Genomic DNA, 22,251 nt, shown 5'->3' with positions numbered 1-22,251 from the left:
GGTCGGCCGGCCCGCTCGCTGAGGCGGGGCTTAGGCGCCGTTGCTGACCCCGCTGGCCACATGCCCGGCAGGCACGTGCAGCGCGGCCGACTCGATGTGGCCGGTCTGGTCGTCGAAGAAGAAATCGGGCTCGAACTCGCGCAGGAACTCGCCCTTGGGCAGGCCGCCGAGGAACATGGCTTCATCGACCTCGATGTTCCAGTTCATCAGGGTGCGGATCGCGCGCTCGTGCGCCGGGGCGCTGCGCGCGGTGACCAGCGCGGTGCGCACGCGCATCATCGGCGTGCCCTCGCTCTGCAGGCGGTGCAGGGCTTCGAGCAGCGGCTTGAAGGGGCCGCCGGCCAGCGGCAGCGCGGCCTTGCTGGCCTCGTGTTCCTGGAAGGCCGAGAGCCCTTGCGCCTGGTAGACGCGCTCGGCCTCGTCGGAGAACAGCACGGCGTCGCCGTCGAAGGCGATGCGCACCTCGTTCGGGTGCTCGCTGCTGGCGTGCACCGACTGGGGGTAGACCTGCGCGGCGGGCACGCCGGCCTCGAGCGCGGCGCGCACGTCGGCCAGGTGGGTGGAGAGGAACAGGTTGGCGCGCAGCGGGCGCAGGTAGCGCCAGGGCGGCTGGCCGCGCGTGAAGCTGCCGCGCTGGATCGGCAGGCCGTAGTGTTTGGCGGAGCGGAACACGCGCATGCCCGAGACCGGGTCGTTGCGCGAGAGGATCACCACCTCCACCCGCTGCGCCTGCGCGTCGTTGAAGGCGAGCAGCTTGTGCACCAGCGAGAAGGCCACGCCGGGCGCGGCCGGCTGGTCCAGCCGGTCGAGCTGCAGCTTCATGTAGGCGCGGTCGTCGCCGGTTTCGAAGAGGCGGTTTTCTTCCTCGAAGTCGAACAGGGCGCGGGAAGAGATGGCAACGACGAGCTTGCCTTCGAGGGAAACGCCCATGGTCAGGTGACGAGTTGGTTGAGCTGGATGATCGGCATCAGCACCGCGAGCACGATCAGCATCACGACCAGGCCCATGCCCACGATCAGCAGGGGCTCCAGGATGGTGGCCATGTGCATGGCGCGGCGCTGCACCTCGTCGCCGAGCTGCTTGGCCGCGCGGTCGAGCATGGCGGGCAGCTGGCCGGTCTGTTCGCCCAGCCGGGCGAACATGGACACCAGCGGCGGAAAGCGCTTCTTGCTGCCCAGGGCCGAGGCCAGGGGCGCGCCTTCGCGCACCAGCACCACGGTGTCGAGCGCGTCGGCGCGCATGGCCTGGTTGGAGAGGGTTTCGGCGGCGGTCTGCAGGGCGCGCAGGATGGGCACGCCGGCCGCCGCGAGCATGGCCAGCGTGGCCGAGAAGCGGGCCGCGTTGTAGCCGCGCGCCAGGCGGCCCACCAGCGGCAGACGCAGCCAGGCGGCGTCCATGCGCAGGCGGATGGCTTCGTTGCGGCGCGCGAACACGACACCACCGATGCCCAGCGCCAGCAGGGCCAGCATGAACCAGCCGTAGGAGCGCACGAAGTCGCTCAGGCCGAGCATGACCACGGTGAGGAAGGGCAGCGCGCGCTTGCTGCCGGCGAACACGTTGGCCACCTGCGGCACCACGTAGGAGACGAGGAACACCACGATCACGATCGCCACCAGCGTGACGATGGCCGGGTAGAGCGAGGCCGCGACGATCTTGTTCTTGAGGGCTTCGCGCGCCTCCAGGTCGTCGGCCAGGCGTTCGAGCACGGTGCCGAGCAGGCCGCTCTGTTCGCCCGCGGCGATCACGCCGGTGTAGATGGGGGAGAACTCGCGCGGGTGCTGAGAGAGCGCGCGGGCGAAGGTGGAGCCGCCGTTGACCTCGGAACGCAGCGAGGCCATGAGGTTGCGCTGTTTTTCGTCTTCGGACTCTTCGGTCAGGGCCGAGAGCGCGCGTTCCAGCGGCAGGCCGGCGGCCACCAGGCCGGCGAGCTGGCGCGTCCAGACCGCGAGGGCGGTGGCGCTGAAGGCGCGGCCGCCCCAGAGCGTGATGTTGAGGCCCTTCGCGGCCGAAGTGCCCTGCGAGCCCGCGGCGGGTTCGACCAGCAGCGGCACCAGGGCGCGCGCGCGCAACATGCTGCGCGCGGCGCGCGCGGTGTCGGCGTCGATCAGGCCTTTCTGCGTGGCGCCCTGGGCGTCCAGGGCTTCGAAGGTGTAGGCGGGCATCAGCAGGAGCTCCCCCCTGCGCCGCTGGCGCGGCTTCCCCCTCGCTGACGCGCCTTCGGCGCTGGGAGGGGGGACGCACCCTTGGGCCGGCAGAGCCGGACCCTCCGGCGCCCTGCACGAGACACGTCTTGCCAGGGAGATCGCGTGGGCGATTCATATTCAATCTCGGGTGACCGACATCACTTCTTCCGGCGAGGTGATGCCCGCATCGATCAGGCGCTGGCCGTCGGCGCGCATGGAGCGCAGGCCGGCGTCTTCGGCCGCCACATACACCTTGCTCTCGGCGGCGCGGTTGTGGATCAGCGCGCGGATCGTGTCGTCGGCCACCATCAGTTCGTAGATGCCGGTGCGGCCCTTGTAGCCGGTGTGGTTGCACTGCTCGCAACCCACCGGGTGCCAATGGCCCTTGTCGTCGGCGCGGCGGCAGTGCGGGCAGAGCTTGCGCACCAGGCGCTGCGCGAGCACGCCCAGCAGCGAGGAACTCAGCAGGAAGGGCTCCACGCCCATGTCGGTCAGGCGGGTGACGGCGCTGGGCGCGTCGTTGGTGTGCAGCGTGGCGAGCACAAGGTGGCCGGTGAGCGAGGCCTGGATGGCGATCTGCGCGGTCTCGAAGTCGCGGATCTCACCGATCATGATCACGTCCGGGTCCTGGCGCAGGATGGCGCGCAAGGCCTTGGCGAAGGTCAGTTCGATGCGGGCATTGACCTGCGTCTGTCCCACGCCGGGCAGTTCGTATTCGATCGGGTCTTCCACCGTCATGATGTTCTGGGCGTTGGCGTCCAGGCGCTGCAGCGCGGCGTACAGCGTGGTGGTCTTGCCCGAGCCGGTCGGGCCGGTGACGAGGATGATGCCGTGCGGCTGGCCGATGAGCTTGCGGAAGGCGTTGAGCACATCGCCCTGCATGCCCACGGCTTCCAGGCTGAGCTTGCTCTCGCTCTTGTCCAGCAGGCGCAGCACGGCGCGTTCGCCGTGGGCACTGGGCAGGGTGGAGACGCGCACGTCCACCGCGCGGGTGCCGATGCGCAGCGAGATGCGGCCGTCCTGCGGCAGGCGCTTCTCGGAGATGTCGAGCTCGGCCATGATCTTCAGGCGCGAGATCAGCGCGGCGTGCAGCGCGCGGTTGGGCTGCACCACTTCGCGCAGCGAGCCGTCGACGCGGAAGCGCACGCTGGAATGCCGTTCGTAGGGTTCGATGTGGATGTCGCTCGCGCCGTCGCGCGCGGCCTGCGTGAGCAAGGCGTTGAGCATGCGGATGATGGGCGCGTCGTCGGCGGTCTCCAGCAAGTCCTCGATCGCCGGCAGCTCCTGCATCATGCGGCTGAGGTCGGCGTCGCTCTGCACCTCGCTGACCACGGCGGCGGCGCTGGACTCACCCTGGGCGTAGGCCGCGCTGATGCGCTGCTTGAGCGTCTCGCCGCTTTCCCAGCGGATGTCGTTGACCGGGTGCACGCGCAGGATTTCCGTCAGCGCCGAGAGGCGCCGCGTCTGCGCGCCGGAATCGGTGGCGGGCGTGCTGCTGCCCAGCAGGGTCAGCGTGGCACCGTCGTCCTCGATGAGCCAGTGGTGCTCACGGGCGAAGGCGTAGGGCAGCGGGTACTTCACGGCCGCCGCCTCACTGCCGGGGCGCCGTGTTCTGCGGCGCCGGGTTCACCGGGGGCGTCGTTTGCGGGTCGGCCAGCGAGCGCACCGGCGCCGTGCCGTCTGGCGAGGGCGCGCGTGGCGGCAGTTGCGGTGGCATGACCGGCGCCTCGTTCACGCCCAGCACGCCGCTCTGCCGGGGTTGGGCGTCCTTCTGCACCGAGCGCATGAGTTCGTAGCGGTCGAGTGCCAGGCTGCTGGTTTCGCGCCCGTCGCGCATCACCACGGGGCGCAGGAACACCATCAGGTTGGTCTTCTTGCGCGAGCGGGTTTCGCTGCGGAACAGGTTGCCGAAGATGGGCACGTCACCCAGGCCGGGCACCTTCTCCTGATTGCCGGCGTACTCGTCCTGCAGCAGGCCGCCCAGCACCACGACCGCGCCGTCCTCGACCAGCACGGTCGATTCGATGGTGCGCTTGTTGGTGATCAGGCCGGTGGTGGAGTTGACCGAAGAGGGCACGACGTTGCTGACCTCCTGGTAGATGGTCATCTTGATGGTGCCGTTCTCGCTGATCTGCGGCTTCACGCGCAGCGTCAGGCCCACGTCCTTGCGCTCGATGGTCTGGAACGGGTTGACCGAGCCTTCGTTGCTGCCGGTGTTGGTGAACTGGCCGGTGACGAAGGGCACGTTCTGGCCGATCACGATCTTGGCTTCTTCGTTGTCCAGCGTGAGCAGGTTGGGGGTGGAGAGCACGTTGCCTTCGCCGTTTTCCTGCAGGAAGCGCGCGAGGAAGCCCAGCACGTACACGCCGTTGGTGCGGCGCGCCAGGCCCAGGTTCATGCCGGGGGATGGCGTGGCATTGCCCTGGGCCAGTTCCAGGATGTTGCGGCCACCGGTGCCGAAGTTGGTGCCCAGCAGACCGATCACGCGGTCGCCCGAGCTGCCGAGCGCGCCCTGCCACTGGATGCCGAACTCGGCCGCCTTCTCGGCGTTCACTTCGGCGATCAGGCTTTCCACGTAGACCTGGGCGCGGCGCGAGTCGAGCTGGTCGATCACGGCGCGCAACTGGCGGTACTGCGGCTCGGGCGCGGTGATGATGAGCGAGTTGGTGGCCGGGTCGGCCTGGATCTGGCCGCCGGTCGACGGCGAGCCGCTGGGCGTGACGGCGGCGGTGGCCGCGTTGTTGTTGTTGTTCGCGCCTGCGGTGCCGGTGGGCGTGAGGGCCGCGCGGTTGAGCGGGGACGTCGCACCACCGCCCAGGGAACCGCCGCTCAGCCCACCGGAGGACTCACCCGCCAGCGCGGCGCGCAGGGTGGTGGCCAGCGAGGTGGCGTCGGCGTTCTTCAGGTAGACGACGTGGATGTTGCCGCTGAGCTTGTCGGAAGAGGGCTGGTCCAGCCGGGCCACCAGCGAGCGCACCAGGGCCAGGCGGGCGGGGTTGGCCGCGCGCAGCACCAGGCTGTTGCTGCGCGGTTCGGCCACCAGCGTGGTCTTGTAGGACTGGTCGGCCTGCGCGCCGCCGCCGGCGGTGGCGGGGTCGATCAGCCGGGTGACGAGCGCGGCCATGTCGGCCGCCACGGCGTGCTGCAGCGGGATGATCTCCACGTCGGTCGCGCCGGCGACGTCGAGCGAGGCGATGATGCGGCCGATGCGCTGCAGGTTGTCCGCGTAGTCGGTGATGACCAGCGAGTTGTTGCCGGGGTTGACGTTGATGGTGTTGTTCGGGCCGATCAGCGGGCGCAGCACCGGCACGAGGTTGTTGGCCGATTCGTGGTTGAGCCGGAAGATCTGCGTGACCACGGTGTTGGAGGCGGGCAGGGCCGACACCGAACCGGCGCTCACCACGTTGCCCTGCAGCTTGGCGTCGGCCTCGGGCACGATCTTGTAGAGGCCGCCGGTGTCCACCAGCGAGAAGCCCTGCAGCCGCAGCACGGCGGCGAACTGGTTGAGCGCCGCGGTGGGGGTGACGGGCCGCTCGGTGACGAGGTTGACGGTGCCCTTCACGCGCGGATCGACCACCACGTTGCGGCCCGTGATGGTGGCCATGGTGCGCGCCACCGCTTCGATTTCGGCGGCGACGAAGTTGAGGGTGACGGGCTCGTTCGCCGCGGCCGGCGCGCGCGCCGTCTGCGAGATGCCGTTGCCCGACAGCAGGCACAGGACCAGTGCCAGCGCCGTGAGCGCACCGCCGTGGGCTGCACGGCCCGGGGCGACACGGAGTGGGTTCGGTTTCATGGTCGGATCGTATCTTGAAGTGTGGAGAAGGGGCGCGCTCAGTTGTCAGCCAATGTTGAGCAGCGAGCGTGGGCCTTGGCGGCGGCCCATGATGTTGAGCAGGTTGCCCAGTGCGGCTTCGGCTTCGGGCGCGGCCTCGGCCACGCCTTCGAAGCGCAGGCGGCCACCGACCCAGCGGCCCGCGCCCTGCAGCTTGAGCGCGCCGCTGAGGGTTTCCAGGTTCAGCGTGGTGGTGTTGCCGTCGGCGTCGGCGCGCAGGGTCATGCGGTAGCTGCCCAGGGGGCGCAGGGGGGACAGGCGCGAGGCCAGGTCGAGCGCGTCGATGGCGGCCTCGCCCTGCATGCTGGCGCGGCCCTCGTCCCAGCGCAGGGTGAGACCGGCGGTCTGCAGGGCCAGTTGGCCTTCCACGCGCAAGGTGTTCCAGGGCGTGCCCAGGCCGCTGAGCAGTTCGGCCGGCCACAGGCTGGTGGAGCTGGCCACGCGCAGTTCGCCGCCGCCCAGGCGGGGAATGAAGGTCATCGCCAGGGGCTCGGGGGTGCAGCAGGGGGCCATCAGGCGCAGCGCCATCGCGGGCGATCCCGAGGCCAGGCGCGGCGCGAGCTGCCATTGCAGGCCCTGGGGCAGCGCGGTCTGGGTGCGGCTGCCTTCGCCGCCGGTCAGCACCAGATCGGCCTGGCCGTTCCAGACCGTGCCGCGGGCATTGACCAGTTGCAGCTGGCCCTGGGTGGCCGACGTCACGCCGCTGGCGAGCCAGCGCGCGGGCGCGAACACGACGACGGCGAACAGCAGGCCGAGCAGGCCACCGATCCAGGCCAGGCGGATGGGCCAGTTGCCGTTCATGGTGTGCCACCCAGGCCGGGGCCGGTCAGGACCACGGTGCCGCTCCAGCCGGGGCTGCCGGGCTCGCGGTGGATCTGGCTGTCCACCGGCAGCAGACGGGCGTTGATGCGCACCTGGGCCAGCCACTGGGCCAGGGCCTCGGGCGGGGTGTTGCGCAGGGTCAGCGTGGCGCGCTCACCCAGCACCGAAAGCTGGCCGGTGCCGGACAGGCCGTTGGTGGCGGTCTCGACGGCGCGCAACACCTCGTCGCGGCCGGGGGGTTGGGCAGTGTTCTGGCTGCGCAGGGCGTCGGCGGTGGCGGCCATGCGCTGCATCTGCCCGAGCTGGGCATCCAGCCGGGCGTGGCGCGTGGGGGCCTGGCGCAGCGTGTCCAGGGCGGGCGCGATGGCCACCCACCACACCAGGCCCAGGCCGATCACCCAGGCGGCGATGGTCACGGCGTTGCGCTCGCGGGACGAGAGGCGGGCCAGCGCCACCGAGAGGGCCAGGGTGAGCCTGGCGATGGGGGAGGGGGAAGAAGAGGCGGTGGCCATGGTCAGGGTTCCGGCGGGCGCAGGGCCAGCTCATTGCCATCGAAACGCACCCGCCAGCCACTGTTCTGCAGCGACTGTTGCAGGGCGCGCAATTGGTCCTGGGTGGCGCGCCAGCCCGAGAAGCGCCCTTCGCCCGTGCTGTAGGCGATGGTGGAGGGCAGCAGGGCTTCGCCGGCCGAGGCCTGGTCGATCGCCGCGAGCAGGGTTTCCAGGTCGCCTTCCGAGAGGGCGCCGGTGGCCTGCTGCAGACGGGCGACCTCGCGCTGCATCTGCACAGGTGCGTCGAGCACCAGCGTCACTTGCGGGAAGCTTTTCTGCAGGGTCTGCACCACGGCCTTCTGTTTGGCTTCCAGGCCGCTGCGCTCGTGCCAGGCGGCGGCGTTCAGGCCCACCAATTGCACGCCCACCAGCGCCGCCAGGCCCCAGCGCGCGGGTCGCCAGGCCGGGGCGTTGCGCCATTGCCGGAAGCTGCGCTTGAGCCGTTGGCCGCGCCGCGCGCCCGCCGAGAGGCTGAGGTCGAACTGCGCGAGGTTCCAGTCGGACTGGGCGCAGCGCAGCAACCACGCGGGCAGGGCGACGAGCTCAAAACGCTGCTGCAGCACCTGCTCGGCCTGTCCGGCCACGGTGGGGTCGGCCAGCCAGACGTCGTATTCACCGGGCTCGCCTGGCGCGTCGCTCGCGGGTGGCATGAGCGCGGTGACCACCATGTCGCCGGCGGTGCCATGGCCCAGGGGCGTTTCTCGCAGCGGTGTGCAGCTCACGCCGAGCAGGCCGGCGCTGCCCAGCCAGATCTCGCCGTTCTCGTTGTAGGCCCAGTGGACGTTGGAGGGCACGTCCAGCGCGAAACTGCGCGAGGAACCCGGCGTGGCGCCGGGGGTTTCGGAGGGCACCAGCGGCCACAGGGCCGGTGCGATGCGCCCGGCCGGGCGGGCCGCTCCCTCCAGGATCTGCAGCCAGCCGCGCAGCCAGACCTTGTGGCAGGCGGCGACCCACACCGTCTGGCCCGAACGGCCTCCGGGCTCCAGGGCGAAGTGCAGGTCGGCCGTGTCGGCCAGCAGGCGGTCTTCCAGCAGGCCTTCGAGCGCGGCCCGCAGGCGCGCGGTGGCGACCTTGGGCAGGGCGACCCTGTGCCAGGAGACGGCGCGCGGCGGCAGCACGAGCACCACGTCGTCGTCCCGCGGCAGCAACGCGGCCGCGCACTGACCGTGGTCGGTGATCTGCTGGCCATTGCTGGACGTGGCCCAGTCGAAAAGGGCCGTGGGTCCCGCCGGGGGCGCAGCGGAAAAGTCCGAAGGAGTGACGATCAGCACGGTGATGCGGTCATGCGAAGGTGTTACAGGGCGGCGAGCCCCTCATTCTAGAGACCCTGGGCGACTCTCTGGGGCCTGATGTGGACCGGGAAAACACGCCGTTTCAGCGCCGGGCGAAGCGTTCGCGCCAGTTCACACGCACATCAAGGTTGTTGCGCACGACGAGAGAGCGCTCTTCGATGATGGTGTCGTCGAGCCGCAGTCGCCCGCGCACCTCGAAGTGGCTGCTGCGCACACCGTGGTACAGATCAGACAGTTGGCCCGTCATGGCGGGCACCACGGCACTGGCGTCCGCCAGGCTCTTGAACGGTTCGCGCTCGCGGGCGCTGGTGATCTGCCGGGCCTGGGCCATGTCCAGGCCCGGCACACTGGCGCAGATGGCCTGTGCGCTGGCGGTGTTGAGGTTGAGCGTGGAGCGGGTGGGCAGCACGGTGACGTGGGGTTCGAGCACGGCCAGGCTGTTGCGGCTGATGCCGAGCCAGGCCAGTTGCGCGTACTTCCGGGGCAGCAGGGCGGTGCGCGAGGGCAGGGGGTCGCTCAGCGCCAGGCTCATGGAGGTGCGCAGCTCGTTGGCGGCGGCGTTGAGTTCCGAGACCGGCAGCCCGAGTTGTTCGTAGAGCTTGGCGAAGCTGCGCATGTCGGCTTCGGAGAGTTCCACCTTGGCCTGGGCGCCCGCGCCCACGGTGCGCACCACGTTCAGGAAGTTCATGCGCGACTGCATGTCGATCACTTCGCCCGAGAGAAAGGCCTCCAGCATGCCGTCGGTGTTGTTGTTCTTGTCGGCGGCGAGAAAGCTGGAGAGGCGTGCTTCCTCCAGCGGCATGGCCCAGGGCTCGCCCAGGTGGTCGGCGTTGCCGCTGCTCTGGTTGTCGCGCGCGTCCTCGCGCAGGATCAGGCGCGCCCAGTCGAGCGCACCGGTCAACACCCAGCCGGCCTGCACGCGGCGCCGCTCGGCCTGCTCGACCTCGGCCGAGCGCCACTGCTGCCACAACGCGGCCGAGGCCAGGGTGGCCACCAGCGTGACGACGAGCATGGCGAGCAGCAGCGCTGCGCCTTGCTGGTGTCGTCGCAGGGTCTTCATCAGCGCCCCGCTTCCAGAGTGGGGCGGACCCAGTCGCGCACCAGGCTGCCGCTGAGGCCTTCGCCGGTGCCGAGCACGAGTTCCAGGCGCACGCCGTTGGGCAGGCTGCCGGTGCGCGCGCCCTCGGGGCCGCCCACGGGCTCTTCATTGCCCGTGGACGACTGCGGGTTGCCCCAGGTTTCACCCCGGTGGTAGAAAAGCTGCCAGTTGTCGATGCCGAGCAGGGCGATGGCGCTGTCGGAACTGGCGTTGCCCGCCTGGGAGGGCAGGGCGCCGCGGCCCCATTCGCCGGCCCGTTGCCAGGCGCGCGCCAGTTCGTCGCGCCGCAACAGCGGACCGGACTGCCAGCGCACCCATTGGCCGCTGGCCTTGATGCTCGATGAAATCTGCGGCAGGCCGGCCAGCGCCACGCCGGTCAGCCGCGCCCAGGCCACGACGCGGATGCCGCGGCTGTCCAGGCCGGTTTCGCCGCTGTCGCGCCGCGTCATGCGCAGCACCTGGCCGTTGAAGTCGAGCGCGTTGACTTCGCCGGTGTCGATCAGGGCGTCCAGGTCGGCGGCCCACTGGCCCATGGCCGCCTGCATGCGCAGCAAATCGTCGGCGCGTTGCTGGGTGATGTTCTGGGTGCGCGTCATACCGTCCAGCGAGCGCCAGCTCAGCAGCGCGAGCATGGACATCACGACGATGGCCACCAGCAGTTCGACGAGGGTGAACCCGCGCGCGTGTTTCATCATGCTCAATACCGGCCCATCACGGTGGAGAGGCTGAGCAGGCGCACGTTCACCCCATCCACGGCGGCTTCGACGACCGTGTCCACGCGCCGGAAGTTCGGGTTGGGCGTGGGCAGCACCGACAAGCGCACGCGCATCTCGCGCCCGGCCTGCGTGCACACGGTGTCGGTGTCGCCGGTGCCGGGCAACTGGCGTTGCAGGCGCAAGCGGGTGAGTTCGTTCTCGGCGCACAGCTGGGCCAGCCATTGGTCGCTCTGCCGGCCCGAGGCCCGGGTGAGGGCGCCGGTGGCCTGCAGCCCGGCGGCCAGGGTGATGGCAACCACTGCGAGGGCGACGAGTACCTCGATCAGTGTGAAGCCGCGCGGGCGCGTCATGGTGTGGCGGCCAGCACGGTGAAGGGCGAAAGGCCGTCGGTGCCCAGGGTGATGCGCCGGTCCCCCTGGACCAGCATCACCCGCTGTGCGGCGATCAGCGGTTCGGGCCCGAGCACCAGGGTTTGCGCACCCGGCGGTTGCAGCACCTGGGCCTGGGTGTCCTGGTTGAGCCAGGGGCGCGGCCCGGTGAGCGAGCCGGTGCCCGCCTGGGTGGGCAGGCCGAGGAATTCGAAGCCTTGCGGCAGGCTGCGCCAGACCACTGGCAGCCCGCTGGTGCGCGACTGGGCGCGCGCGGACTCCAGCATGGCCGTGAGCCGAAGACCCTCGCGCTCCAGGCGGGTGGCGCCGTCGTCGCGCAAGGCCACGCTCACACCGGCGGTGGCGAAGGCCACGATCACCAGCACCACCATGAGTTCGAGCAGGGTGAAGCCGTGTGCCTTGCTGGGCATGATCAGGGAAACCGTGTTGCCGGGAGGCCGATGGTGGCCGCCGCGCAGGGCCGCCCCAAGCAAGGCCAGTCCCCTTGGGGGGCAGCGACCCGCGCGGCGGCGGAGCGTGGGGGCTTGTTTTTCACTGCCAGCTGCCGATGTCGGCGTCCTTGCCCTCGCCACCCGCCTGGCCGTCGGCACCGAGCGACAGCACGTCCACCTCGCCCCTCAGGCCCGGGTTGATGTACTGGTAGGGGCGGCCCCAGGGGTCGCCGGGCAGCTTGTCGAGATAGGGGCGCCAGTTCGGCGGCACGGGCCCGGCGGTCGGTTTGGCCACCAGGGCGTTCAGGCCTTGTTCGTTCGTCGGGTAGCGCTGGTTGTCCAGCCGGTACAGCTTGAGCGCCTGCATCAGGTTGTTGACGTCGGTCTTGGCGGCGGTCACGCGCGCATCGTCGGCCCGGTCCAGCACGTTGGGCACGATCAGCGCAGCGAGCACACCGATGATGACCAGCACCACCATGAGCTCGATGAGCGTGAAGCCGCGTTGCAGGGTGCGGGCCAGGCGGGCCGCGAAGGCCGGCGTGCGCAGGGTGGGGGTGGTCAGGTGTGGCAAATCAATCTCCCGCGAACAAGGGCCTGTGGAACGGCCCGATGGCCAGGCCGGAAACCGGTGGTCGTCGATCATAATGCGCCCATATGAACAAGGCACCCGCGTTCGGCCATTCCGGCTTCCTCATGGAAAGCCCAGCCGCCCTGCAGACCGCAGGACGGCGAGGGCCGACCATCGCCGCAGGTCTCCTGTGGCTGGCGGCCGGCCTGAGCGCGGGTTACTGGGTGTTGCTGGCCTGGGGCCGGTCGCCGGTGACGCCGGTGTCGGCCATGGCACCGGCGCAGGTGGCGGCCGATACGGCTTCCGTGGCCCGCTCGCTGGGTGCCTTGCCCGCTGCCGCGTCCACGGGTGCGGTGGCCAGCGCAGCGCCGCCCCGGTACAACTTGCTGGGGGTGGTCGCGGTCGGTACCCGGGATGGTGCCGCGCTGATCGCGGTGGATGGCCAACCACCCCGGCCTTACCGCCTAGGGGCCTCGCTGGAGGGTGGGCTGGTGCTGCAATCCGTCTCGCGCCGCGCGGTGCACCTGGGGCCTTCGCTGGAAGCCCCGGCCTCGGTGGAGCTGACCCTGCCCGAGACCGCCACCACGCCCTGAATCCGGGCTCAGCGTTCGAGCAGGCCCTGGGCGGCGAGCAGCAGGGGCCACGCCAGCAGAGCGCCGGTGCCCTGGCCCATGCGCATGCCCATGTCCAGCAGAGGCTGGGCCTGCAGATGGATCAGCATCAGGCGGTGCCCGCTTTCCGCCGAGCGGTGGCCGAACACCAGGTAGTCGGCCACGGCTGGCACCAGGCCCCGCGCCACCAGGGCGGCCGCGCTCGCCACGTACCCATCCACCAGCACCACCCGCCGCTCGGCGGCCGCCTGCAACATGGCGCCGGCCATCATGGCGATCTCGAACCCACCGAGCGCGGCCAGCGCGTCCAGCGGACCCAGCGCCTTGCGGTGCCGGCTGGCGACGGCCGAGAGTTTTTCGATGCGCTGGGGATGCGGGTCGTCGTGGGGGCCCGCGCCGTGGAAGTCGTCGCGTCCGCAGGCGTCGGACAGCGGCACGCCACACAGCCGGGAGAGCAGCAGGGAGGCGGCGACATTGTTGGCCACGCCCACGTCGCCCAGGGCAATCACGTTGCCGGGGAGGTGGCGCACCACGTCCATGCCCGCGTGCAAAGCCGACACGGCCTGCGCCTGTGACATGGCCGGGCCGATCATCAGGTTGCGGGTGCCATAGCCGATCTTGCGCAGCAGCAGCGGAGCCTTGCGCCGGGCATCGTCGGGCAGGGTGATGTGGGAGGCCACGCCGGCGTCGACCACCGTGAGGTCGAAGCCGTGCATCTGGGCCAGGGCATTGACCGGTGCGGCGCCGAGCAGCAGTTGCAGCACGTGCTCGCAGGTCATGGACTGCGGCATTTCCGACATGCCCTCGTCGGCAATGCCGTGGTCGGCCGCGAACACGACCAGTTGAGGAGAGTCGAAAACCAGCAGGTCAAAGGGCAGGGGGCTGCCGTGCTGGATGCGCGCCAGCTGCAGCACCAGGGCTTCCATGCGGCCGAGCGAGTGCTCCGGCATGCCTTCGGGCGCCAGGCGCAGCATCACCGAGTGATCCAGCAGCGTGTCCGTCGTGGCCGCGATGTGGGGCAGCTTCAGGTTCGCGGGCAACTCGGGTGCCCGTCGGGTGATCGGTTCGAAGACGGGGTCGAGGGCCATGGCGGGTGGTCAGCTTTTGAGGAACAGACGGTACACCGGATTGCTGGTTTCCTCCACGTACGGATAACCCAACGTGTCGAGAAACTTGTCGAACGCCTTGTGGTCCTTTGCAGGCACCTGAAGCCCGACCAGGATGCGGCCGTAGTCGGCGCCCTGGTTGCGGTAGTGGAACAGGCTGATGTTCCAGCCCGGGCGCATCAGACTCAGGAATTTGAGCAGCGCACCTGGCCGCTCCGGGAACACGAAGCGCAGCAGGCGCTCGTCGTGCGCCAGGGGCGAATGCCCACCCACCATGTGCCGGATGTGCTCCTTGGCCAGTTCGTCGTGCGTGAGGTCCAGGGTCTCGAAACCGTGCCTGATCAGGTTGGCCGCGATCTTGCCGGACTCGCCCTTGCCATGGGTGGTCAGGCCCACGAACACATGGGCCGCGCTGCCGTCGTGGATGCGGTAGTTGAACTCGGTCACGTTGCGCGGTCCGCCGGGCAGCTTTTCGATCGCCTCGCAGAAGCGGCGGAAGCTGCCACGCTCCTCGGGGATGGTGACGGCAAACAGCGCCTCACGCTCCTCGCCCACTTCGGCGCGCTCGGCCACGAAGCGCAGCCGGTCGAAGTTCATGTTGGCGCCGCACAGGATGGCGGCATAGGTTTCGCCGCGGGTCTTGTGCTGGGCCACGTATTGCTTGATGGCCGCCACCGCCAGCGCCCCCGAGGGCTCGACGATGCTGCGCGTGTCCACGAACACGTCCTTGATCGCGGCGCACACCGCGTCCGTGTCCACGGTGATGTACCCGTCGACCAGATCGCGCGCGATGCGGAAGGTTTCTTCGCCGACCAGCTTGACGGCCGTGCCGTCGGCGAACAGGCCCACGTCGGCCAGGGTGACGCGCTCACCTCCCTCGACCGAGCGCAACATCGCGTCCGAGTCGGTCGTCTGCACACCGATCACCTTGATTTCGGGGCGCACGGCCTTGATGTAGTTGGCCACGCCCGAAATGAGACCGCCGCCGCCGATCGCCACGAACACGGCATCCAGGTGGTCCGAGCCCAGGCTCTGGAGCTGGCGCAGGATCTCCATGGCGATCGTGCCCTGACCCGCGATCACGTCCGGGTCGTCGAAAGGGTGCACGAAAGTGAGTCCCTGCTTCTTCTGCAGGGTAAGGGAGTGGGTATAGGCGTCGGAGTAGCTGTCGCCATGCAGGACCACTTCACCGCCAAAACCACGGACTGCGTCGATCTTGACCTGGGGCGTGGTGGTCGGCATCACGATCACCGCGCGCGTGCCGAGTTTGCGCGCGCCCAGCGCCACCCCTTGGGCATGGTTGCCCGCCGAGGCACAGATGACGCCCTTCTTCAACTGCTCTGGCGAGAGGTGCGCCATCTTGTTGTAGGCGCCCCGCAACTTGAAGCTGAACACGGGCTGCTGGTCTTCCCGCTTGAGCAGCACGGTGTTGTGCAGCCGCCGGCTCAGGTTGGTTGCCGGCTCCAGCGCGGATTCCACCGCGACGTCATACACCCGGGCATTCAGGATTTTTTTCAGGTAGTCCGCCGGCCCCATGGTGGTGGTCGACGAGGCTTTTGGGGTGTTGTTGTGTTGTTTGGGGCGGGCTGGCGGCATGGTGTTCCTCGCCGCACATCATATCGGGGGCGAAAAAAAGCCCGGGCTGGCAGAACCAGACCGGGCTTGAATCCACCCGTGGAGGGTAGAGGAGACAACCGTAAATACAATGACGCCAGTATAACGCTCGCATGCTGCATTGCAACATCACGAATCAGATTTCTATGATTTTTAGAGCGCTCACCCCAATACCTTTGGTTATTTAACGACAGGACACTTCATGGAATGCACCGTCACCTGGACCGGCGCCGCCGGTACCCGCTCCAACATGGGCTTCGTGGCCGAGACCGGCAGTGGCCACGTGATCGCCATGGATGGCGCCCCGGATGAAACGAAGCCGGACAACGGGGGTTCCAACCTGGCGGCCCGCCCGATGGAAACGGTGCTGGCCGGCACGGGCGGATGCACCGCCTACGACGTGGTCCTGATCCTCAAAAGAGGGCGCCACGATGTGCGCGGTTGCAGCGTGAAGCTGGTGACCGAACGCGCGCCTGTCGATCCCAAGGTGTTCACCAAGATCCACATGCATTTCACGGTGACCGGGAAAGGCATTCCGGCCGTGGCGGTGGAGCGCGCCATTGCCATGAGCCACGACAAGTACTGCTCGGCCAGCATCATGCTGGGCAAGACCGCAGAGATCACGACCAGCTTTGATTTGCTGGAGGCTTGATCGTCGGCGCTTGTGCGCTGCTCAGATGCGGTGCGCCACGGTGGTCATGACCTTGGCCGCCATGCGCATCAGTCCTTTGACCGGAGCGGGCAGTTCCACCGCGCCAGCCTGCTGAGCCTCACGAGCGTGTCGGGCTTCGTCGTCCTTCATTTGCGCGACGATGGCTCTGGAGGCTTGGTCCTTCGCGGGCAGGCGGTCCATGTGGCTCGCCAGATGGGCTTCCACCTGGCGCTCGGTTTCGACCACGAAACCCAGACTCACACCCGGTCCCACGCGTCCGGCGATCAAGCCCAGGCCAAAGGCCCCCGCATACCAGAGCGGGTTGAGCAGCGAGGGCCGGGCGCCCAGCTCGTCCAGGCGTGCCTGGGTCCACGCGAGGTGGTCCGTCTCTTCACGCCCTGCGGCTTCCAGTTGCAGGGCGAGTGCCTCATTGGGCACGGCGCCGGTAGCCCGGGGCCAGCGCGCCGCCAAGGCCTGCGCTGTGTACAGCGCCTGGGCACAAACCTCGCCGACATGGTTCACCCGCATCAGGGCGCCAGAGAGCTGGCGCTCTTCCGGGCCGAGTTCCGCGTCCGATGCCCGTTCGGGCAAGGTCGGGCATTCGCGCGTGCCCCTCGGTGAAACGAACAGGGTCCTCAGGGCCGAGTCGGCCGCATTCAGCAGGGCATCGGTGGTGTTGGGCATGGTGTGGACAGAAGGGATCGCCAGGACACATGCTGCCATGGATTGCTCCTCGATGATTTTGGCGATCGGCTGCCTGCGCTGGTTTCCTGGGCTGAACGCCGCGAGCCACGGATCATGATTTGTGGGCCTCACCATATGCGGGTATCTACTAACAACGTGGCACAGGTGCAACGGATGCACCGCCATGAGGCGAGAAAAGCCCTCGCCACCATGGCGCCATCGGAAACTTTCTGATGCAATTAGCGCAGCTTCCTGGATGGAGGTTGGCTCGGTGGCAAAGACCCCCGGCCCTTATTAACCCTTGGAGAACCCTTCAATGAAAAAGACCCTGATCGCTCTGGCCGCCGTGGCAGCCACCGGCGCCGCTTTCGCACAGTCGACCGTGACCCTGTCGGGCACCGTTGACGTTGGCCTCGAGAAGCGTTTCTCTGGCGACGCCCTGCGCATGACCGCCAACCGCAACGGCACCAGCAACTGGACCCTGGCCGGCACCGAAGACCTCGGCGGCGGCCTGAAGGCTGTGTTCCAAGTGTCGACCTCGTTCAACAGCGACACCGGCACCGTGTCTTCCGTTGATGGCCTGGGCAACAACGGCATGTTCGTTGGCCTGACCGGCGGCTTCGGTACCCTGCGCGCTGGCCGTCCGGTCAACACGCTGTACGCCAACGTCCTGCTGGCCAACGGCACCAAGGGTGTTTCCGTGCATGACGCCAACTCGGTTCTCGGTGGCAATGCTGCCGGCGGTATCGGCGCAACTGGCAAGACGTCCAATGCTTCGAGCTCGGTGTACGTGCCCAATGCTGTGCAGTACCACTCGCCCCGTTTCGGTGGCGTCCAGGTGCAGCTGGAATACGCTCCTTCCGAATCCACTCTTGCTGGCAACAAGGCCGGCAGGGGCGTGGGTGTCCGCTATGACGGCGGTCCTCTGAGCGCGACGTTTGTTAACTACAGGGGTGCTGTTGCTAGTACCGCCGCTGCCAACGGTCTCACGGCTGTGAATCAGTTCGCTGTGTCCTATGACTTCAGCGTCGTCAAGGTGCTGTTCACCATCCGTGACCAAGGTGGTGTGTCTTCCGATGCCGACAACTCCTGGGCGCTGGGTCTGACCGCTCCTGTCGGTCCTGGCCTGATCTACGCCTCGTTCAACAGCAACGAGCAAGTGGGTGACGATGGCCGCACCATCATCGCTGGCTACAAGTACTTCCTGAGCAAGCGCACCCAGGCCTACGTGAACGTTGCACGCCGCAACGCCGCTTGGGTCCCGGCGACGGTGACGGCCGCTGGCGGCAATGGCGCCAAGTCCAGCACCGGCTTCGGCTTCGGTCTGCAACACAACTTCTGATCGTCTCGCTGGCTTCAAGCCAGCTTGTCAGATGTTTGAAAGCCACCTGTCTTCGGACAGGTGGCTTTTTTTCGTTTGGTTGGTTGACGGCCACCGAGGGCCGCCGTCCCTGTGCTGTTGCACTGAGGCAACAAAACGGACGGAATTTGAACCGTTTTTCAGGGCTTACCCTAGGGGCGAGGAGCTTTCCTCCTAACATGCACCAGTCAGTTTTCTAACTTTGTGGTGGTTCTCACCGCAATATTTTTAAGGAAGTAACCATGAAAAAATCATTGATCGCCCTGGCAGTTCTCGGCTCCGTGGCTGGTGTGGCCCAAGCCCAATCCAGCGTGACCATGTACGGTCTGGTGGACGTTTGGGCTGGCCGCGTCAAGACGGAAGTGCCTGGCGTGGGCTCCGTGTCTTCCACGCGTCTGGACTCCGCTGGTCTGGCCACCAGCCGCTGGGGCGTGCAGGGTTCGGAAGACCTGGGCGGCGGCTTGAAGGCCATCTTCAAGCTGGAGCAAGGCTTTGATGCTTCCAACGGCACGGCCGTTGCTGGCACCGCTTTCAACCGCCAATCGTGGGTGGGTCTGGAAGGCGGCTTCGGTACCGTCCAGTTCGGTAACGTGTGGTCGGCTTTTGACGATGTGTTCTACATCGGCAACTCCATCTTCGACGCAGTGTCCTTCTCGCCCGCATACGCTGTCATGAGCGTTGCTGCCTATAACGACAAGCCGCGCAACGCCCTGCGTTACACCTCGCCCAACTTCGGCGGCTTCAGCGCTGCTGTGTCGCACGGCCTGGACGAGAACGCTGCTGTCAAGCGCGACCAGACCGACTTCAACCTGCAGTACGCTGCTGGTCCTCTGACGGCTGCTTTCGCCTACCAGCTGCAAAACGACGCTGCTGGCGTTGGCCAAGACGCCAAGTTCACCTACTTCACCGCCGCCTACGACCTGGGCGTGGCCGTGCTGAAGGGCGGCGTTGGCCAGACCCGCAATGTGTTCGCCACGAAGACCAACGACTGGCAAATCGGCGCCGACTTCCCCCTGTCGTCCGCTCTGAGCCTGTCGACCGGCTACGCCTCGTCCAAGGACAAGGATGGCACGGACACCAAGCGCACCGGCTACTCCGTGGGCGCCCTGTACGCGCTGTCCAAGCGCACCTCGACCTACGCCGCCTTCACCAAGGCCAAGGAAGAAGTCGCTGGCACGACCGCCGTCAAGGGCACCGTGTTCGGTGTTGGCCTGCAGCACAAGTTCTGATCTCCGTTCTTCGGAACACCGATCAGCCAAAAGCCACCCGGCATGCCGGGTGGCTTTTTTTATGGGCATGCCGCGAGACTACTTTGTCGGGGCCGCAGACTTCTTGTCTGCTGACGCAGCCGCTGCGGGTTTGAAACTGTCCCCATTGACGGTCAGTCCCTCCGACGACAGCTTGGCGGCGCGTTTGTCACCAATGCCGGGTACCCTCTGAATCAGGTCGCCCCAGTTCTTGAAGGGGGAGGCCTTGCGCGCTTCCAGGATCTTGGCCGAGGTGCTTGGTCCGATGCCTTTGATGCTGTCGAGGTCGGCCACGGTGGCGGTGTTGATGTCCACTGCGGCGAAACTGGCGGCGGCGAGAAGGGCCAGCAGACTGGTCAGGATTTTCTTGAACATGGATTCCTCTCCATTGAAACGTTTTGACACGCCATGGCTGGGCTTGCAAGATGCGCTTCCCCATTCATGACCCGAAGCCACCATGGCTTCGGGTCATGAATTTATTTCTAAAGTTTGATTTTTTGAAGATAAATCTTCATTTTTATAAATCCAATTCATTCTTTATGCGTGTTTGCAACATGAAGGCGTCCTTTCGAGCGCCAAAAAGGAGTCTGGTGCGCGTGATGGCGTCCCTTGTCTGTGTGGGATCGGTCACCTTGGTGTTGGGAGGGTGCGCAGGATCACCGGCGATGTCAGACGAGCTGGCGGAAGATGGGCCACCTTCCCGGCCCCAAAAGGTGCCCAGCGGAGCCAGCCCAGAGGTGCTGAAAGCCGCGAACCAGCTTTTTTTCACACCGGTGGCGGATGTGCCCTGGGAGCCGTTCTTCTTTCCCGGCAAGCGGTACAAGGCGTTCGAGCCGGTCCAAGTGGGGGGGCGCCCGGCACTGCAGGTGCGTGCGAAGAGCTCCGTCAGCATCCTGCGGCAGCGGTTCGTGCCTTCGCTGGAATCCGTGGGGCGTCTGTCTTTTTCGTGGCGGGTCGATGGTTTGCCCACGGATGCCGATCTGGCCGTGTCCAGTCAGGCGGACTCGGCGGTGCGGGTGGTCCTCGCCTTCGATGGTGATCGCGCGCGCTGGACGCCCAGAAACCATCGCCTTTCGGAGATGAGTCGCTTGCTGACGGGCGAAGAGATGCCCTATGCCTCCTTGATCTACGTCTGGAGCGCCAAGCACGAACCGGGCACCGTTGTGGTGAACCCTCGCACAGACCGCATCCGAAAGCTGGTGGTGGACAGTGACGTGGCCAACTTGGGGCAGTGGCGCGATCACGTGCGCGACGTGCGCGCCGACTTCCGTCTGGCGTTTGGCGAGGAGCCGGGACCTTTGCGCCTGGTGGCGCTGATGACGGACACCGACAACACGGACAGCCAACTCACGGCGTGGTATGGCGCGCTGAGGCTGGAACGCGCCTCAGATTGACGCCAGGGCGTCTGTCCGTTCGGGTTACTCCGGTGCATTGGCCGGGAACGTTTGTTGCATAGTGGCGGGATGTCCACTTTATTTAGGTGTCAACAAATGAAGCTCCCACTTGCAGTCCTGTTCGCCGCGATGGCCATTGGAGCCGGCGGTGCTCACGCCAAAACTTTCAAATGGACGAGCGCCAGTGACATTCCCACGTGGGACATCCATTCCCAGAACAACGCCCTGGCCAACGGCATCCACGCGTCGGTGTATGAGTCGCTGGTTTACTACAACAGCAAGACCTTCAAGCCCGAGCCCGTTCTGGCGACGGCCTGGAAGCAGGTGACGCCCACGCAGTTGCGCATGAACCTGCGCACGGGGGTCAAGTTCCACGATGGCTCGACGTTCTCGGCGGACGACGCGGTGTTCTCGATCGAACGGGCAATGACCAAGACATCGAATTTCGGCATCTATGCGCAAGGCATCGACCGGGTCGTGAAGGTGGACGCCAACACCATCGACATCTTCACGAAGGACCCCAACCCGGTGTTGCTGAACCAGCTCACCGAGTTGCGCATGATGAGCAAGGCCTGGGCGGAGAAGAACAACTCGACCATGCCCAAGGACATCAAGACGCAGGACGAGAACTTCGCCCATCGCAACGCCAATGGCACGGGCCCCTTCGTGCTGAAGGAGTGGCAGCCGGACCAGAAGTTGGTCGTCACGCGCAACCCGAATTGGTGGGGCAAGTCGGAAGGCAACGTGACCGAAGTTGTCTACACGCCCGTCAAAGCGGTGGCCACGCGCATGGCGGCGCTGCTTTCAGGTGAGGTGGATCTGGTGCTCGACCCCAGCCCGCAGGATCTGGCGCGCGTGCGTGGCGACCAGAACCTCAAGGTGATCGATGGCGTGGAAAACCGGACCATCTTCTTCGGCATGGACCAGTTTCGCGATGAACTGCCGGGCAGCAACATCAAGGGCAAGAACCCCTTGAAGGACCAGCGGGTCCGCAAGGCGTTGTACCAGGCCATCGACATGAACACGATCGCGCGTGTGAGCCTGCGTGGTCTGGGGCAGCCCACTGGCGCCTTGGTGGCTCCGCAGGTCAATGGTTGGACGGAGGCGGTTCACAAGCGGCATCCTTTCGACGTGGCGGCAGCCCAGAAGCTGCTGGCCGATGCGGGCTACAAGGATGGCTTTGAAGTCGACTTCGCCTGCCCCAACAACCGCTACATCAACGACGAGCAGATCTGCCAGGCCGTGACGTCCATGTGGGCGCGCATCGGTGTGAAGGCCAAGCTGCGCACCTTGCCGCTGGTGACCTACTTCCCGATGATCCAGCGCTACGAAGCCAGCATCTACATGCTGGGTTGGGGTGTGCCCACCTTTGACGCGCTCTACAGTCTGCAGTCCCTGGTGCGTTCGGTCGGGGCGGGTGGCGATGGCAACTACAACGTGGGCCGCTACAGCAACCCGCAGATGGACGCGCTGGTGGAGCGCACCAAAAAGGAAACGGATCTCAAGCTGCGCACGGAACTGCTGACCAAGGCCTTGGCGCTGCAGAACGAGGACGTGGCCCACATTCCCCTGCACAACCAGATCATTCCCTGGGCCATGAAGAAGAATGTCGACGTGGTGCACCGGGCGGACAACCGCCTGGACTGGCGTCTCATCAAGGTAAACTGATTTCACAGCGTCAGTCGAGGGTCGCGCACCGC

22 protein-coding genes are annotated in these 22,251 nt (G+C 67.3%); 6 read left to right on the top strand and 16 right to left on the bottom strand.

Annotated features, from left to right (window positions below; all coding sequences use genetic code 11):
* Positions 1-30: 30 nt before the first annotated feature.
* From ABSY19_RS09265 to gspG, 12 genes are all read right to left on the bottom strand, one after another.
* Positions 31-930 carry a 5'-nucleotidase gene (locus ABSY19_RS09265; protein ID WP_382161667.1) on the bottom strand — a complete coding sequence of 300 codons (900 nt, stop codon included), beginning with the start codon at positions 928-930 and terminating at the stop codon, positions 31-33.
* A gap of 2 nt (positions 931-932) precedes the next feature.
* Positions 933-2,162 carry a type II secretion system inner membrane protein GspF gene (gene gspF / locus ABSY19_RS09260; protein WP_382161664.1) on the bottom strand — a complete coding sequence of 410 codons (1,230 nt, stop codon included), beginning with the start codon at positions 2,160-2,162 and terminating at the stop codon, positions 933-935.
* A gap of 159 nt (positions 2,163-2,321) precedes the next feature.
* Entirely contained in the window at positions 2,322-3,764 is a 1,443-nt protein-coding gene (gspE, locus tag ABSY19_RS09255) for a type II secretion system ATPase GspE (RefSeq protein ID WP_382161661.1), read from the bottom strand.
* A gap of 10 nt (positions 3,765-3,774) precedes the next feature.
* Positions 3,775-5,976, bottom strand: coding sequence for a type II secretion system secretin GspD (gspD, locus tag ABSY19_RS09250; RefSeq protein WP_382161659.1), 2,202 nt, complete (start codon positions 5,974-5,976; stop codon positions 3,775-3,777).
* 45 nt (positions 5,977-6,021) lie between these two features.
* The gene (gene gspN / locus ABSY19_RS09245; protein ID WP_382161656.1) at positions 6,022-6,816 is read right to left on the bottom strand and encodes a type II secretion system protein N; all 795 of its coding nucleotides are present in this window, start codon (positions 6,814-6,816) and stop codon (positions 6,022-6,024) included.
* Positions 6,813-7,349, bottom strand: coding sequence for a type II secretion system protein GspM (gene gspM / locus ABSY19_RS09240; protein ID WP_382161653.1), 537 nt, complete (start codon positions 7,347-7,349; stop codon positions 6,813-6,815). Before gspM ends, gspN begins: the two co-directional genes overlap by 4 nt.
* A 2-nt stretch (positions 7,350-7,351) precedes the next feature.
* On the bottom strand, positions 7,352-8,659 hold the full coding sequence (gspL, locus tag ABSY19_RS09235) for a type II secretion system protein GspL (RefSeq protein WP_382161650.1): 1,308 nt from the start codon (positions 8,657-8,659) through the stop codon (positions 7,352-7,354).
* A gap of 103 nt (positions 8,660-8,762) precedes the next feature.
* Positions 8,763-9,740 (bottom strand): type II secretion system minor pseudopilin GspK, encoded by a 978-nt coding sequence (gene gspK / locus ABSY19_RS09230; protein WP_382161647.1) that lies wholly within the window; start codon positions 9,738-9,740, stop codon positions 8,763-8,765.
* Positions 9,740-10,474 carry a type II secretion system protein J gene (locus ABSY19_RS09225; RefSeq protein ID WP_382161644.1) on the bottom strand — a complete coding sequence of 245 codons (735 nt, stop codon included), beginning with the start codon at positions 10,472-10,474 and terminating at the stop codon, positions 9,740-9,742. Before ABSY19_RS09225 ends, gspK begins: the two co-directional genes overlap by 1 nt.
* Positions 10,475-10,476: 2 nt before the next feature.
* Positions 10,477-10,845 (bottom strand): type II secretion system minor pseudopilin GspI, encoded by a 369-nt coding sequence (gene gspI / locus ABSY19_RS09220; RefSeq protein ID WP_382161641.1) that lies wholly within the window; start codon positions 10,843-10,845, stop codon positions 10,477-10,479.
* A complete protein-coding gene (locus ABSY19_RS09215; protein ID WP_382161638.1) occupies positions 10,842-11,294 on the bottom strand; it encodes a prepilin-type N-terminal cleavage/methylation domain-containing protein in 453 nt (150 codons plus the stop codon). The genes gspI and ABSY19_RS09215 overlap by 4 nt, the downstream gene beginning before the upstream one ends.
* Before the next feature lie 121 nt (positions 11,295-11,415).
* Positions 11,416-11,793, bottom strand: a complete 378-nt coding sequence (gene gspG / locus ABSY19_RS09210; RefSeq protein ID WP_382163751.1) for a type II secretion system major pseudopilin GspG — start codon at positions 11,791-11,793, stop codon at positions 11,416-11,418.
* 176 nt (positions 11,794-11,969) lie between these two features.
* On the opposite strand from gspG, the gene ABSY19_RS09205 reads away from it, so the two are divergent.
* Positions 11,970-12,476, top strand: a complete 507-nt coding sequence (locus tag ABSY19_RS09205) for a type II secretion system protein N (RefSeq protein WP_382161635.1) — start codon at positions 11,970-11,972, stop codon at positions 12,474-12,476.
* Positions 12,477-12,484: 8 nt separating this feature from the next.
* Here ABSY19_RS09205 and ABSY19_RS09200 read toward each other — a convergent pair whose 3' ends face one another.
* Both ABSY19_RS09200 and ilvA read right to left on the bottom strand, forming a co-directional pair.
* Positions 12,485-13,582: a nicotinate-nucleotide--dimethylbenzimidazole phosphoribosyltransferase gene (locus ABSY19_RS09200; protein ID WP_382161632.1), complete on the bottom strand. Its 1,098-nt coding sequence runs from the start codon at positions 13,580-13,582 to the stop codon at positions 12,485-12,487.
* A gap of 9 nt (positions 13,583-13,591) precedes the next feature.
* On the bottom strand, positions 13,592-15,136 hold the full coding sequence (ilvA, locus tag ABSY19_RS09195; RefSeq protein ID WP_382163749.1) for a threonine ammonia-lyase, biosynthetic: 1,545 nt from the start codon (positions 15,134-15,136) through the stop codon (positions 13,592-13,594).
* A 280-nt stretch (positions 15,137-15,416) separates the two neighbouring features.
* Here ilvA and ABSY19_RS09190 point away from each other — a divergent pair, with 280 nt between their 5' ends.
* On the top strand, positions 15,417-15,866 hold the full coding sequence (locus tag ABSY19_RS09190) for an OsmC family protein (RefSeq protein WP_382161629.1): 450 nt from the start codon (positions 15,417-15,419) through the stop codon (positions 15,864-15,866).
* Between the two features lie 21 nt (positions 15,867-15,887).
* Here the strand turns inward: ABSY19_RS09190 and coq7 are convergent, their stop codons facing one another.
* Positions 15,888-16,550 carry a 2-polyprenyl-3-methyl-6-methoxy-1,4-benzoquinone monooxygenase gene (coq7, locus tag ABSY19_RS09185; protein ID WP_382163747.1) on the bottom strand — a complete coding sequence of 221 codons (663 nt, stop codon included), beginning with the start codon at positions 16,548-16,550 and terminating at the stop codon, positions 15,888-15,890.
* Positions 16,551-16,866: 316 nt separating this feature from the next.
* Here coq7 and ABSY19_RS09180 point away from each other — a divergent pair, with 316 nt between their 5' ends.
* Positions 16,867-17,892, top strand: a complete 1,026-nt coding sequence (locus ABSY19_RS09180) for a porin (protein WP_382161627.1) — start codon at positions 16,867-16,869, stop codon at positions 17,890-17,892.
* A 260-nt stretch (positions 17,893-18,152) separates the two neighbouring features.
* Positions 18,153-19,139 carry a porin gene (locus tag ABSY19_RS09175; protein ID WP_382161624.1) on the top strand — a complete coding sequence of 329 codons (987 nt, stop codon included), beginning with the start codon at positions 18,153-18,155 and terminating at the stop codon, positions 19,137-19,139.
* Positions 19,140-19,217: 78 nt separating this feature from the next.
* On the opposite strand, the gene ABSY19_RS09170 is transcribed toward ABSY19_RS09175, so the two are convergent.
* Positions 19,218-19,532, bottom strand: a complete 315-nt coding sequence (locus ABSY19_RS09170; RefSeq protein WP_382161620.1) for a ComEA family DNA-binding protein — start codon at positions 19,530-19,532, stop codon at positions 19,218-19,220.
* Positions 19,533-19,582: 50 nt separating this feature from the next.
* Between ABSY19_RS09170 and ABSY19_RS09165 the strand changes: the two genes are divergently transcribed.
* On the top strand, positions 19,583-20,551 hold the full coding sequence (locus ABSY19_RS09165; RefSeq protein WP_382161617.1) for a DUF3047 domain-containing protein: 969 nt from the start codon (positions 19,583-19,585) through the stop codon (positions 20,549-20,551).
* A 96-nt stretch (positions 20,552-20,647) separates the two neighbouring features.
* On the top strand, positions 20,648-22,219 hold the full coding sequence (locus tag ABSY19_RS09160; protein ID WP_382161614.1) for an ABC transporter substrate-binding protein: 1,572 nt from the start codon (positions 20,648-20,650) through the stop codon (positions 22,217-22,219).
* Positions 22,220-22,251: the final 32 nt, after the last annotated feature.

The sequence above is a fragment of the Hydrogenophaga sp. ANAO-22 genome (assembly GCF_042466645.1).
In the GTDB taxonomy this organism is placed as follows: Bacteria; Pseudomonadota; Gammaproteobacteria; order Burkholderiales; family Burkholderiaceae_C; genus Hydrogenophaga.
Note: the sequence above shows the minus strand (reverse complement) of the source record. Positions and strands in the feature narration are given on the sequence as shown.

Excerpts from the sequence above, each read along its gene's own strand:
- ABSY19_RS09265 (WP_382161667.1), bottom strand. The coding sequence starts at position 930 with ATGGGCGTTTCCCTCGAAGGCAAGCTCGTCGTTGCCATCTCTTCCCGC.
- gspF (WP_382161664.1), bottom strand. The coding sequence starts at position 2,162 with ATGCCCGCCTACACCTTCGAAGCCCTGGACGCCCAGGGCGCCACGCAG.
- gspD (WP_382161659.1), bottom strand. The coding sequence starts at position 5,976 with ATGAAACCGAACCCACTCCGTGTCGCCCCGGGCCGTGCAGCCCACGGC.
- gspN (WP_382161656.1), bottom strand. The coding sequence starts at position 6,816 with ATGAACGGCAACTGGCCCATCCGCCTGGCCTGGATCGGTGGCCTGCTC.
- gspM (WP_382161653.1), bottom strand. The coding sequence starts at position 7,349 with ATGGCCACCGCCTCTTCTTCCCCCTCCCCCATCGCCAGGCTCACCCTG.
- gspK (WP_382161647.1), bottom strand. The coding sequence starts at position 9,740 with ATGAAGACCCTGCGACGACACCAGCAAGGCGCAGCGCTGCTGCTCGCC.
- ABSY19_RS09225 (WP_382161644.1), bottom strand. The coding sequence starts at position 10,474 with ATGATGAAACACGCGCGCGGGTTCACCCTCGTCGAACTGCTGGTGGCC.
- gspI (WP_382161641.1), bottom strand. The coding sequence starts at position 10,845 with ATGACGCGCCCGCGCGGCTTCACACTGATCGAGGTACTCGTCGCCCTC.
- ABSY19_RS09215 (WP_382161638.1), bottom strand. The coding sequence starts at position 11,294 with ATGCCCAGCAAGGCACACGGCTTCACCCTGCTCGAACTCATGGTGGTG.
- gspG (WP_382163751.1), bottom strand. The coding sequence starts at position 11,793 with ATGGTGGTGCTGGTCATCATCGGTGTGCTCGCTGCGCTGATCGTGCCC.
- ABSY19_RS09205 (WP_382161635.1), top strand. The coding sequence starts at position 11,970 with ATGAACAAGGCACCCGCGTTCGGCCATTCCGGCTTCCTCATGGAAAGC.
- ABSY19_RS09200 (WP_382161632.1), bottom strand. The coding sequence starts at position 13,582 with ATGGCCCTCGACCCCGTCTTCGAACCGATCACCCGACGGGCACCCGAG.
- ilvA (WP_382163749.1), bottom strand. The coding sequence starts at position 15,136 with ATGGGGCCGGCGGACTACCTGAAAAAAATCCTGAATGCCCGGGTGTAT.
- ABSY19_RS09190 (WP_382161629.1), top strand. The coding sequence starts at position 15,417 with ATGGAATGCACCGTCACCTGGACCGGCGCCGCCGGTACCCGCTCCAAC.
- coq7 (WP_382163747.1), bottom strand. The coding sequence starts at position 16,550 with ATGCCCAACACCACCGATGCCCTGCTGAATGCGGCCGACTCGGCCCTG.
- ABSY19_RS09180 (WP_382161627.1), top strand. The coding sequence starts at position 16,867 with ATGAAAAAGACCCTGATCGCTCTGGCCGCCGTGGCAGCCACCGGCGCC.
- ABSY19_RS09175 (WP_382161624.1), top strand. The coding sequence starts at position 18,153 with ATGAAAAAATCATTGATCGCCCTGGCAGTTCTCGGCTCCGTGGCTGGT.
- ABSY19_RS09170 (WP_382161620.1), bottom strand. The coding sequence starts at position 19,532 with ATGTTCAAGAAAATCCTGACCAGTCTGCTGGCCCTTCTCGCCGCCGCC.
- ABSY19_RS09165 (WP_382161617.1), top strand. The coding sequence starts at position 19,583 with ATGCGCTTCCCCATTCATGACCCGAAGCCACCATGGCTTCGGGTCATG.
- ABSY19_RS09160 (WP_382161614.1), top strand. The coding sequence starts at position 20,648 with ATGAAGCTCCCACTTGCAGTCCTGTTCGCCGCGATGGCCATTGGAGCC.